General features: G+C 60.3%; 15 protein-coding genes. 10 read left to right on the top strand and 5 right to left on the bottom strand.

What is annotated here, in order from left to right:
- The first annotated feature begins 10 nt into the window (after positions 1-10).
- The 10 genes from DNK10_RS21635 to DNK10_RS21590 all read left to right on the top strand — a co-directional run bounded on the left by DNK10_RS21635 (position 11) and on the right by DNK10_RS21590 (position 11120).
- Positions 11-1360 (top strand): lipopolysaccharide biosynthesis protein, encoded by a 1350-nt coding sequence (locus DNK10_RS21635; protein ID WP_244216301.1) that lies wholly within the window; start codon positions 11-13, stop codon positions 1358-1360.
- Between the two features lie 30 nt (positions 1361-1390).
- Positions 1391-2542: a glycosyl transferase family 2 gene (locus tag DNK10_RS21630; protein WP_131192971.1), complete on the top strand. Its 1152-nt coding sequence runs from the start codon at positions 1391-1393 to the stop codon at positions 2540-2542.
- A gap of 65 nt (positions 2543-2607) precedes the next feature.
- Positions 2608-3732 carry a GDP-mannose 4,6-dehydratase gene (gene gmd, locus DNK10_RS21625; protein WP_131192970.1) on the top strand — a complete coding sequence of 375 codons (1125 nt, stop codon included), beginning with the start codon at positions 2608-2610 and terminating at the stop codon, positions 3730-3732.
- A gap of 2 nt (positions 3733-3734) precedes the next feature.
- Positions 3735-4712 carry a GDP-L-fucose synthase gene (gene fcl / locus DNK10_RS21620; RefSeq protein ID WP_131181274.1) on the top strand — a complete coding sequence of 326 codons (978 nt, stop codon included), beginning with the start codon at positions 3735-3737 and terminating at the stop codon, positions 4710-4712.
- A gap of 1 nt (position 4713) precedes the next feature.
- The gene (locus DNK10_RS21615) at positions 4714-5175 is read left to right on the top strand and encodes a GDP-mannose mannosyl hydrolase (protein WP_131192969.1); all 462 of its coding nucleotides are present in this window, start codon (positions 4714-4716) and stop codon (positions 5173-5175) included.
- Between the two features lie 69 nt (positions 5176-5244).
- On the top strand, positions 5245-6528 hold the full coding sequence (locus DNK10_RS21610; RefSeq protein WP_131192968.1) for a hypothetical protein: 1284 nt from the start codon (positions 5245-5247) through the stop codon (positions 6526-6528).
- The gene (locus DNK10_RS21605; RefSeq protein ID WP_131192967.1) at positions 6491-7255 is read left to right on the top strand and encodes a glycosyltransferase; all 765 of its coding nucleotides are present in this window, start codon (positions 6491-6493) and stop codon (positions 7253-7255) included. Before DNK10_RS21610 ends, DNK10_RS21605 begins: the two co-directional genes overlap by 38 nt.
- 62 nt (positions 7256-7317) lie before the next feature.
- Positions 7318-8070 (top strand): WecB/TagA/CpsF family glycosyltransferase, encoded by a 753-nt coding sequence (locus DNK10_RS21600; protein ID WP_244216300.1) that lies wholly within the window; start codon positions 7318-7320, stop codon positions 8068-8070.
- The gene (locus DNK10_RS21595; protein ID WP_131181279.1) at positions 8067-9497 is read left to right on the top strand and encodes a mannose-1-phosphate guanylyltransferase/mannose-6-phosphate isomerase; all 1431 of its coding nucleotides are present in this window, start codon (positions 8067-8069) and stop codon (positions 9495-9497) included. Before DNK10_RS21600 ends, DNK10_RS21595 begins: the two co-directional genes overlap by 4 nt.
- An 831-nt stretch (positions 9498-10328) precedes the next feature.
- Positions 10329-11120: a WecB/TagA/CpsF family glycosyltransferase gene (locus DNK10_RS21590; RefSeq protein WP_244216299.1), complete on the top strand. Its 792-nt coding sequence runs from the start codon at positions 10329-10331 to the stop codon at positions 11118-11120.
- An 89-nt stretch (positions 11121-11209) separates the two neighbouring features.
- Here the strand turns inward: DNK10_RS21590 and DNK10_RS21585 are convergent, their stop codons facing one another.
- From DNK10_RS21585 to DNK10_RS21565, 5 genes are all read right to left on the bottom strand, one after another.
- Complete coding sequence (locus DNK10_RS21585; protein WP_131192965.1) at positions 11210-12403, bottom strand: polysaccharide pyruvyl transferase family protein; 1194 nt, start codon at positions 12401-12403, stop codon at positions 11210-11212.
- Between the two features lies 1 nt (position 12404).
- On the bottom strand, positions 12405-13694 hold the full coding sequence (locus tag DNK10_RS21580) for a flippase (protein WP_165496022.1): 1290 nt from the start codon (positions 13692-13694) through the stop codon (positions 12405-12407).
- A 23-nt stretch (positions 13695-13717) separates the two neighbouring features.
- Positions 13718-14824 carry a nitroreductase family protein gene (locus tag DNK10_RS21575; protein ID WP_131192963.1) on the bottom strand — a complete coding sequence of 369 codons (1107 nt, stop codon included), beginning with the start codon at positions 14822-14824 and terminating at the stop codon, positions 13718-13720.
- An 848-nt stretch (positions 14825-15672) separates the two neighbouring features.
- Positions 15673-16035: a response regulator gene (locus DNK10_RS21570; RefSeq protein WP_131181284.1), complete on the bottom strand. Its 363-nt coding sequence runs from the start codon at positions 16033-16035 to the stop codon at positions 15673-15675.
- Positions 16036-16065: 30 nt separating this feature from the next.
- A complete protein-coding gene (locus tag DNK10_RS21565) occupies positions 16066-17508 on the bottom strand; it encodes an ATPase domain-containing protein (protein WP_131192962.1) in 1443 nt (480 codons plus the stop codon).
- Positions 17509-17581 lie beyond the last annotated feature (73 nt).

The raw sequence follows: 17581 nt of genomic DNA, 5'->3' as shown, positions 1-17581 counted from the left end.
ACCCAAAGTCATGGCCCCCGCCACCCTCTGGACGCGTCTCGGCGCGTCCGGCAGGGCCGCATTGCGCAGCCCCGTACTGCGCAATATCGCCACCGTCGCGTGCGGCACCGCCGGCGCGCAGGTCATCACCCTGGCCTTGATGCCGGTCATAACCCGCCTCTACGGGCCAGAGGCCTATGGGGTGCTCGGGGTATTCATGAGCCTGGCGTTCATGCTCATCCCGATTGCCGCCCTCACCTATCCAATCGCCATCGTGCTACCCAAGCACGATGGCGATGCCCGCGGTCTGATTCGTCTCTCCCTGCTTATCGCCAGCGGCTTCGCGCTGCTCGCCGCCGTGTTCATCGCCCTGTTCGGCGAAACATTGGCCAGCCAGGCAGGCGTCCCCCAGATCGGCCCCTTTCTGATGCTGCTGCCCCTGGTGCTGCTGGCCGGTGCAGCGCTCGAAGTCACCCAGCAATGGCTGATTCGCAAACAGCGTTATCGCCTCACCGCTGGTGTGGCCGTGCAACAAGCCATCGCCCATAACGGCCTGCGCATCGCCGTCGGGCTGCTGCACGCGAGCCCCGCTACCCTGCTGCTGAGCACCATCGTCGGGCCGCTGCTGCATACCCTGATGCTCAACTGGGGCCTGCGCCGCAGCGCAAGTGCGCAGGCTCAGGAGCCAGCCATCGAGCCGCAGCCGTTGAGCACCCGCGAACTCGCCTTGCAATACAACGACTTTCCGCTGTACCGCGCGCCGCAGATGCTCATCAACGCCGTGTCGCAAAACCTGCCTACGCTGGTGCTGGCGGTATTCTTCGGCCCCGTGGCGGCGGGTTTCTTCGCGCTGTGCAGACAGGCGCTGAACGTGCCGACCCAATTGATCGGTAAATCCGTGGCCGATGTCTATTACCCGCGTATCAGCGCCGCGGTACACAACCACGAACCGATCACCGCCATGCTGGCCAAGGCCACTGCAGCGCTGGCATTGGTCGGCCTGCTGCCTTTCGCGCTGGTGTTCTGCTTCGGCCCGCAGCTGTTCGCCCTGGTGTTCGGCGAGCAATGGGCGGTGGCCGGTGAATACGCGCGCTGGCTGGCCCTGGCCGAATACATGATCTTCGTCAGCCGCCCCTGCACGGTCGCCGTTCCGGCCCTCGCGCTACAGGGTCGTTTCCTGGTTTTCGAGGTGCTCAGCACCGTACTGCGCATCGCCGCCCTGATGGCCGGCGCCCTGTTCCTGGAACAGGCCGAGCAGACCGTCATGGCCTTCACCACGGCCAGCATCCTGATCTACCTGAGCCTGATCGCCAGCGTGCTGCTCGCCGCACGCAACTGGCACGGCAAGGCCGATCGGCAGACGCGCCGTGATCGCCCCTAAACACTTTCATCAGAGACTGGCTTCGATCCTATGACCGCACAATTGCCCACTATCGTCGTCATCGGCTACAACCGGCCGAAGAGCCTCAGTCGCCTGCTCGGCTCGCTGATCAAGGCTCGCTATCCCGAAGGCGATGTTCGCCTGGTGATCAGCCTGGACAACTCCGGCAACCCGCAGCCACGCCAGGTCGCCGAAGCCTTCGACTGGCCACACGGCGAGAAGCGCATCATCGCCCACCCCGAACGCCTGGGGCTGCGCCAGCACGTGCTGAGCTGCGGTGATCTGACCGAGCAATACGGCGATGTGATCATCCTCGAAGACGATCTGTTCGTCTCACCGTTCTTCTACGAGTACACATCACGGGCGCTGCAGGCCTATGCCGACGATGCCGGCGTGGCCGGTATCAGCCTCTACAGCGTGCAGTTCAACCAGACCGCCAACCTGCCCTTCACGCCGATCGACGATGGCGATTCGGACGTGCACTTCATCCAGATGGCCGCCTCCTGGGGCCAGGCCTGGTCGCGTCGCCACTGGCAGGGCTTCCGCCAGTGGCTGGAAAACCATGGCACCGACATCAGCCATATCGACGGCATCCCGGCGGATATCCGCGGCTGGCCGGAGTCCTCGTGGCTCAAGCTGTTCACTGCCTACATCATTTCCCGGGATCTGTACTTCGTGTACCCGTTCCGCTCGCTGAGCACCAATTTCGGCGATCCGGGTCAGCATTTCAACATCGCCTCGTCACGCTTCCAGGTGCCGATCCAGCAGCAGCCAATCGACTACCAGTTCGCCAAACGAGAAGACAGCGTGTCGGTCTACGACGCCTTCTGCGAGCTGCTGCCAGCCTGCGTCAAACGCCAGAACCCGCTGCTCGAACCCTACGATTTCACGGTCAACCTGTATGGCTGCAAGACCTGCCGCAGCGGGCTGCAGCTGACCCGCACGGACGCCCACGGGCTGCACAATTTCAGCCTTTCCATGAAGCCCATGGAACTGAGCATCCTGCACAACATCGAAGGTGAGGGCCTAGCCCTGATCGACTCGGCCGACATAGACGGCGCCAGCCTGTCGCGGCCCAGAACGGAATACGACATCTACCGTTTCTTTTACAAGTTTCCGTCGGTACGGATCATTCTTTTCGGCGTCATGGAACGCCTGCAATTGCTGCTCAAGCGCGCATGACCCCACTGACCGCGCGCAGCGATTAGATACAGCCCCTCTATCAATTGGACATCGCAGGTATTGCAATGGAACAGAAAAAAGCGCTCATCACCGGTATCACAGGCCAGGACGGTTCCTATCTCGCCGAATTCCTGCTGGAGAAAGGTTACCAGGTGCATGGCATCAAACGCCGCGCGTCGTCCTTCAACACCCAGCGCGTGGATCACATCTACCAGGATCCACACGTCGACAACCAGAACTTCATCCTGCACTACGGTGATCTGAACGACTCGTCCAACCTGACGCGCATCATCCAGGAAGTGCAACCTGACGAGGTCTACAACCTCGGTGCTCAATCCCACGTGGCGGTGAGCTTCGAAGCCCCGGAATACACCGCCGACGTCGATGCCATGGGCACCCTGCGCATCCTCGAAGCCATCCGCCTGCTGGGCCTGGAAAAGAAAACCCGTTTCTACCAGGCCTCCACTTCCGAACTCTACGGCCTGGTGCAGGAAACCCCGCAGAAGGAAACCACGCCCTTCTACCCACGCTCGCCGTACGCGGTCGCCAAGCTGTACGCCTACTGGATCACCGTCAATTACCGCGAAGCCTATGGCATGTACGCGTGCAACGGCATCCTCTTCAACCATGAATCACCGCGTCGTGGCGAAACCTTCGTGACCCGCAAGATCACCCGCGGCATGGCCAACATCGCCCAGGGCCTGGAGCCTTGCCTGTACATGGGCAACATCGATTCGCTGCGTGACTGGGGCCATGCCAAGGACTACGTACGGATGCAGTGGATGATGCTGCAACAGGACAAGCCGGACGACTTCGTGATCGCCACCGGCGTACAGTATTCGGTACGCGAATTCATCACCTGGTCCGCTGCGGAACTGGGCGTGCACCTGCGCTTCGAAGGCACTGGCGTGAGCGAGCAGGGCATCGTCGAGCGCATCGAAGGCGACAAGGCTCCGGCCCTGAAAGTCGGTGACGTGGTGGTACGTATCGACCCGCGCTACTTCCGCCCTGCCGAAGTGGAAACCCTGTTGGGCGATCCGAGCAAGGCCAAGAATATCCTCGGCTGGACACCGGAAATCACCGTGCAGCAAATGTGCGCCGAGATGGTTCGCGAAGACCTCAAGGTCGCCCGTCGCCATGCCCTGCTCCGTGAGCACGGTCACGAGCTTCCGGTATCCGTGGAGAACTGAGCATGACGGCCAACTCCCTCGATCAGCGCATCTTCGTCGCCGGCCATCGCGGTATGGTCGGCTCGGCGATCGTGCGTCACCTGCAGAGCCTGGGGTACCAAAGCATCGTCACGGCGCCCCGTGAAAGCGTGGATCTGGTCGACGCCGCCAGCGTGCAGCGCTTCTTCGCCGAACAGCGCATCGACCAGGTTTACCTGGCCGCTGCCAAGGTCGGCGGTATCCACGCCAACAACCAGTACCCGGCCGACTTCATCTATCAGAACCTGATGATCGAAGCCAACGTCATCAACGCTGCGCACAATGCCGGCGTGAACAAGCTGCTGTCGCTGGGCAGCTCGTGCATCTATCCCAAGCATGCCGAGCAGCCGATGCGTGAAGAGGCGCTGCTGACCGGTGTGCTGGAGCCGACCAACGAGCCCTACGCGATCGCCAAGATCGCCGGGATCAAGCTGTGCGAAAGCTACAACCGCCAGTTTGGCCGCGACTACCGCAGCGTGATGCCGACCAACCTGTACGGCCCGCACGACAACTACCACCCGGAAAACAGCCACGTCATCCCCGCCCTGCTGCGTCGCTTCCATGAGGCGACCCTGCGGGGCGACGACGAGGTGGTGATCTGGGGCAGCGGCACGCCGATGCGCGAGTTTCTCCACGTCGACGATATGGCGGCCGCCAGCGTGCATGTGATGAACCTGGATGACGCCACCTACCAGGCACACACCCAGCCGATGCTCTCGCACATCAACGTCGGCACCGGGCAGGACTGCACCATCGCCGAACTGGCGCAGACCATCGCCAAGGTCACCGAATTCCAGGGTCGCCTGACGTTCGACAGCAGCAAGCCCGACGGTACGCCGCGCAAGCTGATGGATGTATCGCGCCTGGCCAAGCTTGGCTGGACGGCGAGCATCGACCTGGAAACCGGGCTGCGCGATGCCTATCGCTGGTTCGTCGATAACATCGACGATGTGCGGGGCTGACATGTTTCTGCCGACCGAGACCTTCAAGAGCGTGGTCGCCAGCACACCGCTGGTGTCCATCGATCTGCTGGTTCGCAACGCAGAAGGCGAGCTGCTGCTGGGTGAGCGTCTCAATCGCCCCGCCCAGGGCAGCTGGTTCGCTCCAGGCGGGCGCATCCTCAAGAATGAAACCCTGGATGCCGCTTTCGAACGCCTGACCCGGGAAGAACTGGGCCAGGTATTCCGCCGCGACCAGGGCCGGCTACTCGGCGTCTACGAGCACTTTTATGACGACAGCGTGTTTGGCGAAGCACCGGACACCCACTACGTGGTGATCGCCTACGCGCTGGAGCCTGGCACTGCGCAAAGCCTGCAACCGCCAAGCGTGCAGCACGGTCGCTACCGCTGGTGGCCGATCGAGCAGATGCGCGATGAACCGTGCATACACCGCAATACGCGGGACTATCTGCAGGCACTGTACTAGAGCCCTCGCAAGCCACTCAACGCGGCGCCGGCTTGCGAGCCACGACAATTTCGATATGGGAACGCGAGCTTGTTCAAGCAACTCCTGGCATACCGCAACCTGCTGCTGATCTTGTTCGTTCTGAACTCGGCCTGTTTCTTCCTGACCGACGACAAGAAAGCCGGCATCCCCTATCTGCGCGAGCTGTATCTGCTCGGCGTGGTAGGCAGCGCTGCGGCCCTGTTCCTGGTCTGGAAGCGCGTGTACCAGTCCAAGACCAGCCTGTGGATCATCTTCATGGGCCTGGTGCTGCCGATCACCTCAGCGATCATGGCGGAACTCAATTTCGACCAGCCGTTCATCTATGGCCTGCTCGAAGAGCGCCGCAGTTTTGCCTATCTGGTGTTCTTCCCGACACTGTTCCTGCTGATCAAGACCGCCCCCACGCAAAAGCACCTGGAAACCTTCTTTCTCTACTCGGGCCTGGCCTGCACCTTCGTCGGCTACTGCTACTACTTCGGCATCATCCCGGAAAACTCCGGCGTGTCGTTCACCGTGGATGCCAAGGACGCCGGCGAAGTGCTGCTGCGTCCGAACCGTTTCCGTATCGGCTCCAGCTACGTGACCATCTGCGCCTTCATGCTCATGTACAGCATGAAAGAACGCATCTCGCTGTTCAAAGTGGTCACCCTGCTGTTCTTCGCCTCTTACCTGTGGCTGGTGCTGCAGACCCGCCAGACCATGATCATCTGGTGCCTGGCGGGCCTGTGGATCTTCCGTGACCGTATCGACTCGCTGATCAAGCTCGGCCTGCTCGCCACCACCATCCTGGTCGCTTCCTACTTCATCTTCCCGGAGTTCTACTACGAACAGTTCGCCAAGTTCGAAGCGCTCCTCGACGAAGCCACCACCGGTCCCGGCGTGCGTGACACCACCACGGCGATCATCATCGGCGCCGTTGCCGACAACTGGTACATCGGCATGGGCTCGCTGTCGCTGCAATGGAAAGGTGGTTTCTCGACGCTCTACAACCCGCACTTCTATCTGTCGGACGTGGGCATCTTCGGCGTCTATTACCGCTACGGATTCCTCACTCCGCTGATCGCTTTCATCTTCTACGCCGGCTACCTGCGCATCATGAAACGCTGCCCGCAGAAGGGCCCGCTGCTCAATGCCTTCCAGCTGGTGTTCTGGTTCCAGATGCTCAACATGTTCCTGTCCAACTCGCTGATGTACGGCGGCGATGTGCTCGGCATCGGCGCCGCCTGCTTCCTTTACTTCTCCCGCGCCTACGCAACGGAAAAATCCCCGACTCGAGAGATCAGAGGCACACGCCATGACAACCTTCAGTATCGTGACCATCAACTGGAATAATCTGGAAGGCCTCAAGCAGACCTACCAGAGTGTGGCTGCCCAGACCTACCGCAACTTCCGCTGGATCGTCGTCGACGGTGCCTCCAACGATGGTGGGGCCGAGTGGCTGGCAACCATCGACGACCCCAACGCCGAGATCACCTCGGAGCGCGACAAGGGCCTTTATGACGCCATGAACAAGGGCCTGATCAAGGGCTCGGCGACCGAGGGCTACACCCTGTTCCTCAACAGCGGCGACTCGTTCTACGACGAAAACGTGTTGCAGAAGGTTGCCGATGCGATCGAGCAGGCGCCGAGCAAGCCGCGTTACGTCTATGGCGACTACTACCTGCAGAACGCTGCCGGGCGCCTGACGCCGGCCAGCGCCAAGAAGATCGGGCATCTGGTGCTGGGCATGCCGTCCAGCCACCAGGCGATGTATTTCGAGAACGAAAGGCTGCGCAACGTGCGCTTTCGCGACGATTACAAGCTCTCGGCGGACTACTGCATGATCGTCGAGTTTCTCCAGGGCCAGGATCACAAGCGCGACGTGCTGAAGATCGCCTCGCCGCTGTGCATTTTCGACACCACGGGTGTTTCCACCAGCCGGCGCTTCGATGCGCTGAAGGAAGATATGCGCATCCGTCGGGAGGTCATGAAACTATCGCCGCTGCACAGCATCTCTTTGTATGTCCTGCACTACGTGCATACCCATAGCAAATTATTGAAAGCGGCACTGGGCAAATGAATCACCAGCAACAGCAGCCGTTGCCCATCCGTAACCCGCGCCAATGGCGCAAAGAGGTGTTGATGAAAGCCTTTGACATCGAGTTCTACGCTGGCTCCAAGGATCGCCTGGTCGAGGACTTGGTCGAGCACAGCACCGACAGATACAGCTATGTCGTGACACCCAACGTGAATCACGTGGTGCAGCTGGAAACCGACCACGACCTCAAGCGCGCCTACGCAGTGGCTCGCCATCGCATCTGTGACAGCCGCGTGCTGTTGCCCCTGCTGCGCATGCTCAAGGTGCCCGTGGAAGACGCCATTCCCGGTAGCACGCTCACCGAAGAGCTGATCGACATCGCCGAACAGCGCGCCTGGAACGTCACCGTGATCGGCTGCGAGGATGAAGACATCCAGCATCTGCGCGCGCGCTACCCGCACATCACCTTTCACCATCACAACCCGCCGATGGGCTTCATCGACAGCGAAGAAGCGATCCAGGCGTGCCTGCTCTTCGTCATCGATCATCCGTCCAATCTGGTCGTGCTGTCGGTGGGTTGCCCGCGTCAGGAAATCCTGGCTCGGAAGATCCTCGAAACCGATCAGGCCGTCGGCATCGGCCTGTGCGTGGGTGCCTCGATCAACTTCCTGTCCGGGAAGATCCAGCGCGCCCCGCTGTGGATGCAGCGTTATTCCCTGGAATGGCTGCACCGCGCCTTCACCGAGCCTCGCCGACTGGTAGGACGTTACGCGCGTGATGCGTTCCTGATCCTGCCGATCCTGCTCAGGGAATTCAAACTACGGCAATCACTCTTCATGGGAGGAGCTCCACGATGATTCCTGTCATTCTTTCCGGCGGTAACGGTTCGCGTCTCTGGCCGCTTTCGCGCCAACTCAACCCCAAGCAGTTCCTGCCCATCGCCGACGATTCGCTGTCCATGCTGCAGGCCACCATCCGCCGTCTCGACGGCCTGCAAGTCAGCCAGCCATGCCTGATCTGCAACGAGGAGCACCGTTTCCTCGCCGCTGAACAGTTGCGCACGCTGGGCATCGAAAACGCCAGCATCCTGCTCGAGCCGGTCGGACGCAACACCGCTCCGGCAGTGGCCCTGGCGGCCATCAAGGCCCTGGAGAAGGAGCACGACCCGGTGCTGCTGGTACTGGCTGCCGACCACCTGATCAAGGATGTGGACGCCTTCCACCGCGCGGTGGAAACCGCCCTGCCCTTCGCCCAGGCCGGCAAACTGGTGACCTTCGGCATCGTGCCGACTCACGCAGAAACCGGTTACGGTTATGTGCACAAAGGTGCATCGGCCGGCGACGGTGGCTTCTCCGTACAACAGTTCGTGGAGAAGCCGGACAGCGAAACCGCCGAGCGCTACCTCGCGTCTGGCGAGCACTTCTGGAACAGCGGCATGTTCATGTTCCGCGCCAGCCGCTATCTGGAAGAACTGCAACGCTGGCAGCCGGAGATCCTCGATGCCTGCCGTCGCGCCGCTGCCCAGAGCGAGCAGGACATGCACTTCGTGCGCATCGGCAAGGAGGCGTTCGCCGCTTGTCCGGAAGATTCCATCGACTATGCAGTGATGGAAAAGACCGAAGACGCGGTGATGGTACCTCTGGATGCCGGCTGGAGCGATATCGGCTCCTGGTCCGCACTGTGGGATGTCAGCGACAAGGACGAACAGGGCAACGTGCACAAGGGCGATGTGCTCAGCCACGACAGCCACAACAACTACGTGCATGCCGACTACCGTCTGGTCACCACAGTGGGCGTCGAAAACCTGATCATCGTCGAGACCAAAGACACGATCATGGTCGCCCACAAGGACAAGGCCCAGGAAGTCAAACGCATCGTCGAGCAGCTCAAGCATGAAGAGCGCTGCGAGTACCTCAACAACCGCGAGGTGTATCGCCCGTGGGGCATGTACGACTCGATCGATCATGGTTCGCGCTACCAGGTCAAACGCATCACCGTGAAGCCGGGCGCCAAGCTTTCCGTGCAGATGCACCACCATCGCGCCGAGCACTGGATCGTGGTCAGCGGCACCGCTCAGGTGACCAATGGTGACGAGACCTACATGGTCACCGAGAACCAGTCGACCTACATCCCCATCGGCCAGATCCACGCCCTGGAAAACCCGGGCATGATTCCGCTGGAGTTGATCGAGGTGCAGTCCGGTACCTACCTCGGCGAGGACGACATCATCCGTTTCTCCGACAACTACGGCCGGGTAAAGGAACTCAAGGTCTCCGCTGCCTGACCACCCTCTGCAGCGCCTAGCTGAACAGGCGCTGCAGATTGTCTCCCCAAGGCACTCATGCGCCCTCCCTGCCATGTCCCCGCCTTCAAGGATGCCCTTCCCGTTCGGGTAACAGGCTCCTAATCGATAGCTAATCGAAACACTCTGTAACCAGCGGTTATCACCGCCTGGGCGCTTCAGCGTGTCTGCTCGTCAGGCACGCCAAAGCCCAAAAACTGCTTGTCGCAGCAGACCTCCAAGAGCAAGACCAGGCGTGCCGCAATCAGGTAAATGAGGCGCATGTTTACAAGGCCATACACGCTTCTATGCTGTTGGTGGAGAGCAGCAACATCAGTCGCTGTAAACAATGAGGCCGTTCAATCAGCAGCTTCACTGAATCGAAAACAACCCCATGTATGTTTACAGCTGACAGCGGGCAAGCGCTGTAAATAACAGTGGTGCAATAGCCGCACAGTTCCCCGACTCTGCGCTCAGCAGCGCTATTTCGTTTATTAATGCGTTTTGACGACCCGTTGACACCGCCAGTGCATTAGGGTTTCAGCCATCGAACTGGACGGTAGAGGCTCTAGATCGCAGCTCTACACCGAGGCACTCAATAAGGCCAATTGCTATCACCCATCCGTCGGATAATCGGCAATTGCAAAAAGCCATCAATGTAAAAGGACTTTCCTACTTACACCGCGGTATAACGCAAGGACGCTGCCTGAACTGCCATTAAATCGTTTTTCTCTGTCAGGTGGGTTATTTGAAACTTCATCATGTGCCGGTGAACTTACCAACGTGATGATGTCCCAATAACCTAATTGCAACGCTACGATCGAGGTTCTTGCCGTGAAATTTATCCCCAAGCTCTATGATCCGCTGATATCGAAACTCAAGCTGGTGGAAGAAGATATGCAGGATGCCCTGCTGGCAGAACTGCGCGAGGTTCAATCACCCACGACGCTGGGTTTCCTCAACCAGCATGGTTACAACATCGCCCACAACGATCCAACCGTACGGCGCAACTTCATGCGCATGAACTATCTTTTGCGCGATGGCATTGGCGTGAAGATGGCGTGCAAATTCAATGGCAGGGATCCGCAAGCCAATCTCAATGGCACGGACTTCATTCCCGAGCTCATCGAACACCTTTCCTACGACACCGGACGTTTCCAGTTCTTTGCCCTCGGTACCCAGGAACCCTGGCTCAGCGAAGGCGCCGAGCGCCTGTTCAAAGGTCAACCCTTCACCGCCGCCGACGGCTTCCGTGAGGTCAGCTTCTACCCGGACTTCGTAGCCGAGCACCTGGAACCCGGAAAGATCCCGGTCATCGTGCTGGCCATGGGTATGCCCAAGCAGGAAGACGTAGCTGCCAGGCTCCAGCGCATGCTGGTTGGCCCTGCTCTGATGATCTGCGGCGGCGCCATCATCGACTTTTCGGCGCAACGCTTCAGCCGCGCCCCGCTACCGCTACGCAAGATCGGTCTGGAGTGGGCGTACCGACTGCTGATAGAGCCGCGTCGCCTGTTCAAGCGGTACATCATTGGCATCCCGCAGTTCTTCTACTTCGTTCTGCGTAATGGCCGTGCCAGCGATGCGGTTCGGGTCGGTGAACAAGGCGCCTACAACCGCAAATCCTGAGCCCTTGCACAGCCATGAAAAATGCCCCGATTGATCACTCAACCGGGGCATTTTCATATCGCCGCCCGGCTCACCAAGCGGCCTTGAACTCAGCGCCCTGCAGCCAGCGCCAGGCCCTTTTGCGCGTGTGAACTGCGGTGCTGGTGGATCAGCTCGAATACCTCGCCCCACATCAGCCGAGAACGCTCCTTGAGCTCGCTGGAATGGGCCTGCAAACGGCTCGTTAATTCCTGCATCTGCGCCGGCTCGGTGAGGTAATCGAGCAAGCGGGCCAATTCCTCGTCAGTCAGGTTGATGTCCAGCACACCTTCGGAAAAACCGTAGTCGGCGAACAACATCTGGTATTTGTGGCTCCAGCCCGTAGCCAACGACGGCACACCTTGCGACAGCGCACTGACCAGGCCATGGAAGCGGCTACCCAGGGTGCCACGGCAGGCGCCGAGAATGCCCTTGATCGCCAGCGGATCGGTCTCGCGCAGAATCGGCAGGCCACCCACCGCTTGCGATACCTGCTCGGCCACCCGTGCATCGCCCTCGCCTTCGTGGATCAACAGGAACGGTTTGGCGCCACGCTCTACCAGCATCTTGGTGGCGCGCTGCAGGAACGGCACATAGTCCTTGGCGACGCTGTCACCGGTCTTGTCCAGCATGCGGCAGTTGGGAACCACACAGACCTGATGAATTTCAGGATCGAAATAGGCCGGCAAGGTGCCGGTGATCAGGTTGGTGAAATCGGGTGCCAGTTTGATGTTATCGCGCTCGCCGACGATCTCGGTGAGATAGTCGTAGGACACCTGCTCACGGGCGAAAATCAGGTCGCAGTTGTCGACGAAGGCCTTTACCGCGTCCTTGCTCTTCTGATCGCGGAACGGGCCGAATGCCTGGGGCAGCAGAATCACCTTGCTGCCGTTCTTCTTCCAGCGCTTGCTGGAGCGCGCCAGCTCTTCGGACAGATCCGGGCCCCACTGATCGCTGTAGGCGAAGCCGGCAGCATCCAGCACCACGTCCACTTCCTTGTCCAGCACCACACCGTATTGCTCGCGAATACCAGCCGGCACCACGGCTGCCAGGTCGCCGAACGGGATGCCGGCGCGCCACAACCAGGCTTTCTGATACAACCCCAGGGACGCGCGGTTGACATAGGGATAGGGACTCTTGGCCCGACCAGGCTCCATCACCACCTTGGCGGCAGGAAGGTTCTGCTGCACCTGCTGCAGGGCGGCATGCAGCATCAGCGCAGCGCCCTTGTTGACGAAACCGGCCTTGCGAATCTCGACGTACATATCAAGCTCTCCTGAATTCACGAATCAACTGGGGCACGCTGATGAAAGCATGCAGAAAAATGCTCTTGGTCATCATGACGAACAGCGGCCGTGTCCTGCGTGACAGCAGCAGGCTCACGTAACCGGCGATGGAATAGGAAATCAGCGTCGCCCAGGCGGAACCGACGACGCCGTGGCTGCGGATGAGGAAGTAATTGAGCACGATGTTGCTCAGGGCGCCGAGGCCCTGGGTGACCAGGGAAAAGATGAAGGCCTCTTCGATGATGATCCACTTGCTGAACAGCGCGCGCATGAATACGAAGGTCGCCGCGAAGATATGGATTGCCAGTACCGGCCCGGCGTCCGCGTACTGAGCGCCGTACAGCACCCGCACGATCCAGTCGGAGAGGAAGAACACCACCACCGCCAGGCCGAAGGCCATGAAGAACAGCACATCCAGCGCCACCTGCATGAAGCGGTTGTAGCCCGCCGTATCGGTCTTGCTCAGGTCGATCATCTTCGGGAAGACCGAGGCCATGAGAATGGTCGGGATCAGGTACCAGGCTTCCGACAGACGCGAGGCCGCCGAATACACACCCACGGAATATTCGCCGAGCATGTACTGCAGCATGATCTGATCGACCTTCAGGTAGATCACCGCCGACAGCGAACCGAGGAAGATCAGCAGGCTTTTCTTGAGCAGGCTCTTGCCCAGCGTCCAGGAAAAGTCGAAGCGGAACTCGCGCTTGAGCATCACCGCATAGCAGACCAGGATCGCCGAGGTGACCATCACCACCACCACGTGGGCCAGGGCGATATACACCAGCCCTGCGCCGGCGATGGCCAGGATCATCTTCAGGCCGTTGCCCCCGAGCTGCCCGACGAACCCGGCCACGGCGGCGTACTTGGCCTGTACCCGCGCCTGGAACCAGTCGATGAGCATTTCGAATGGCGTGAAGAACAACGCCAGGGCAGTAAACAGCAACACCAGGAAATTCTGGTCGTTGCCGATCAGGTAGGTGCCCATCATGATCGCGAAGGCGATCACCGAGCAGCCCACCTTGATCATGAATACCGTCGAGAGAATCTGGTCTTCGTTTTCCGGGTTGCTGCGCAGCTCCTTGACCACCAGGCCGGTCAGCCCCAGGTGCACCACGATGCTGAGCAGGCCCAGCAGCGCCAGCGCGTAGTTGAGGTAACCGAAGTCCTCGGGGCCCAGGTAGCGGGCCAGTACCACGGTGGTCGCCAGGCCGATGGCCAGCATCAGAAACTTCTCGGCCAGCATCCAGCCCGAGTTAAGGAGGTATTTCATGCCCTCCTGGACACGCGTGGCACTCATCGACTGGACGTCTCCAGGTGCCCGTAGCTGCGGGCTTCATCCAGCGACAGCTTCTGCGAATACGGCACCAGGCCGGTGTCCGCGGCGTAGCCCAGGGAGATGAACATGACGATGCGCTCGTCCGGGTCGAGCTTGAGCAGCTTGGCAGCCGCCTGTTCGCGCTCGGGAATGTCCGGCCAGTTGATCGAGCAGGACGACACGCCCTGGGTCTCCAGCGCGAACATGAAGGACATGGCGGACAACGCACCGTCGATGTAGATCACGTGGCGGTCACGCACATGGGGGTAGGCACGCAGGCGGCCGACCACGGCGACGATCGCCGGGAAGTTGTGATCGAAACCGGCAACGCCCATGGGCAGGCGCGAAGCCTGGGCCACCGACGCAGCATCATCGAAGATCAGGAAGCGATAAGGCTGGCGGTTACAGGCACTCGGCGACTGCACGGCGACTTCCACGGCCTTGTCGATCACCTCGCGCGGCACGGGACGATCCTGGTACCAGCGTACCGAGCGGCGCTTCATCGACAGCTGGCGCATGGCGGTGTAATCCACGCTCGGCGTGCTCACGTCAGCGGCGAAAGGCACGCGCTCGGTGTCAGGATTACGCAGGCTGCCGGGCGAACTGGCCGGGCGTTCGAAACGGGCGAATTTCTCGCGGGCTCGATTGATCACCGGGTGCTCGCCAGTCACGGCGAAATACTCGGCGAGTACATCGTGGGCCCAGCTGACTTCGTCTCGATCCACATTGCCGTTGAGCGAGGCGATGTAGCTGTCGACCGTATCGCCGATATAGTCCAGGGCGAACACCTCGCGTCTGGGCTGCATGATCAGGCCCTTCTCGATGCGGTGCACGGCACGGCGCAGGAAGTAGTTCACCGGCTCGGCACCGGACAGGTTCTCCTCGTGCTGCAGGTGACCGACCACCACGGCATAGGCTTCACGATCGAACGCCGAAGAGAAGAACGAATAGTGGAAGCGGCGCAATGTGGCCGACCGCGACAGCGCCCGGATCCAGCCCATGGCGAGTTTTTTCTGCAACCCTTTCAGGTTATCGATACTGTCCCGGGGCAATACCTTCTTGAGGGATTCCTTCAACATTTTCATAGGCTGTGCTTACCGTTCAATGGTTAATATCTCCCCCACAATCGCCGTAGCGGTACGGCGACATCGAATTGATGGACGCAGGCAGTCAACAGCCGAACCGCAAGCGCCTGTACGCCGCCAGAAGCCGTCATGGCTGGTGCATACAGCAGCATCCCTTCCCTACCGCAATCACCAGATCCCGTCTGCCTGCTCAACGCGAGCACTCAGGGGAAAGCGGCATTGATACTGCAAACGGATCGACATCCAACCCAGCACTTCGAGAGGCTGGAGGTGGCGGTATGGGCTACCGCTTTTTCGTTGTCAGGGTTTAGGACTACGGAGCAACGCTTTGATTCCGCACCGGGATACTTTCCAGGGAAAAAGTTGCCGAGAGGTCGCCAACCCCAGCGCCAGTGCGGCTACGACGGCCTTGGCAGCCGAGAACATGCTCGCGCCAGCAGCTTGGTTAACCTGAACACGACGCCAGGTGAGGTGCCGGGAGACGCCTTCGAAACCTCACGGGAGGCAGATTGCCGAGGGTTTCGTTCAGCTCGCGGATGGAGAAGGATTTGCCGAGGATCTTGAGACTCTGTGCCGAGGCAAGCGACGCGGTACCGGCCTCAGCGACTATCAGCAGCACTGGCAAGGCGGGGCCTGTGCTCGTGGCGACCTCGGCCCGCTTCGAGCCTGTAATGCCCGACAAGCTGATGGGACGCATCAGTGGCGCCCACCCATCGGCCATAAACAGCTGCCCGCACTACAGCCTTCGACAGCGTCCGGCATTCACGCTGGAGAGCGTGTTTCAGGAATAGAAAGGAAAGAAGCAAACCAGCGAAGCGCAGTGGACGCTGAAGCCACAGTGAAGATGATCAGCTCGGGCCGATCAGCTCTTTCACCTTGTCGATGACCTGGTTGATATTGAAGGGCTTGTCGAACACCGCAGCGAACAGTTCGGGACTGGCGCGGCCGACACTACCCTGCGCACCGCTCATCAGAATGATCGGTAGATCGCCAGACGCCGGTCTCGCCCGAATGGCTCGGGCGAACTCGAGACCATCCATGACCGGCATCATGAAATCCGTGATGACGAGCTCGGGACGTTCGCGGTCGAGCACTTCCAACCCTTTGCGACCGTTGCTCGCCTTCACCACCATGTAGCCTTCGTCTTCCATGGCATAGCCGAGAATATCCGCAATCAGGTATTCATCATCGACTATCAGAATGGTTGTCATAGTCAGTAGGCTCGGTCAGGCACGCATGGCTCAGGCGTCTTGCGCCTGCACGGCATTCCCTGACAAGGCTCCTGCTGCGGTTTTGAATGCCTTGCTGAGTTCAATACCATGATCGCTGATGACCACTTCCAGGAGGGAGGAATCGTAATAGCTGTCCCTCATCTTAAGGATGGACAGCAGGCGCGTTAGTTCACCCTCCTTTTCCACGAAACGCATGAGAACCAGGTTGTCGACGATGCTCGATAGCTCCGGAGCTGGTGCATTGATCTCCGATGCAAACAGATCACGCATCTCCCAGGTGGCGAACACCGTAACGCCCATGGATCGCAGTTGGCTCATCAAGGCGCTGAAGAACTCGACCAGCCGCGCGCCGCTGCTGGCCACACGCGCCATGCCGCCCAGGCTGTCGATATGCAGGCGCTTGACGCCTTTCTCTCTGACGGCCTTTATCACCCGTGCGCCGAGGCCGTCGAGCAATCCCTCGGTGGTGGGTTGCCACATGATGTGCAGCGCACCAGCCTCTTCCATCGAACGCAGGTCGAAGCCAAGGGCTTCGGCTTTGAGGCGCAGGCGCTGCGGCGTCTCGTAGAAGCCAAAGTGCAGACCTGGCGCCTCCGCGGTGGACTGGGCGAGGAAACTCAGCCCCAGCGTAGTCTTGCCGACCCCGGCTGGCCCCATGATCAAGGTGACCGACGACTCCGAAAGACCACCGCCGATCAGGCTATCCAGGCTTGGGATGCCGCTGGCGATACGCGCCAGCGTGGCGCTATCGTCCTGGGTCGGCTTGCTGTACAGGCTTTCCAGGCGTGGGTGGATCACCAAGCCATCGTCGGTGATTTCGCACTCGTGCAACCCGGACAGCGCACCGCTGCCACGGGTCTTGCGCAGATGAATACGGCGTACCGAGCGCGCACCAAACAGCTCCTCACCGAGTTCGATCACGCCATCGACCATGGTGTGCTCGGGGCTGCCATCGTCCAGGCGGGAGCTGGTCAGGAACAGCACTGTACAACCGGCGAAAGCGGCGTGCCCCTGCAGCTCGGAAATGAATTTCTTGGTATCGAGCTGATTTTCCGCTTTGGAGCGGGCATTCAGCAGGCCGTCGACGATGAGCAGCGTGGCTTTCTGGCGGCTGATCTCGCGACGCAACAACTTGACGACCTCGTCCAGGCCTTCGCTCTCCAGCGTATCGAAAGCACTGACGAACTGGATCTCCGCACCGACTTTCACCGGGTCGAAGAAGGTCATCGTGGAGAGGAATTGAAATAGCCTTTCATGGGATTCGGCCAGCAAGGTGGCCACCAACACACGACCGCCATCGCGCACATGATTGAACGCGATCTGATTGGCGAGAATGGTCTTGCCCGAGCCGGGGCGCCCTTGAACGATATAGGATGCGCCAGCTACCAGACCGCCCTTGAGCAGCGCGTCCAGTCCATCGATCCCACTTTGAAGGCGTTGTAGCTGTTCCAAGTTCTGGCCTGCCTCAATCGAAATTACGCAAAAATAGCCGGGGCTCGAATGTCCTTTTCCCAGGCATTAACCC

It is taken from the genome of Phytopseudomonas daroniae, from assembly GCF_004327275.1.
Lineage (GTDB): Bacteria > Pseudomonadota > Gammaproteobacteria > Pseudomonadales > Pseudomonadaceae > Aquipseudomonas > Aquipseudomonas daroniae.
The sequence above is the reverse complement of the archived record's forward strand: the minus strand, read 5'-3'. Positions and strand labels throughout refer to the sequence as shown.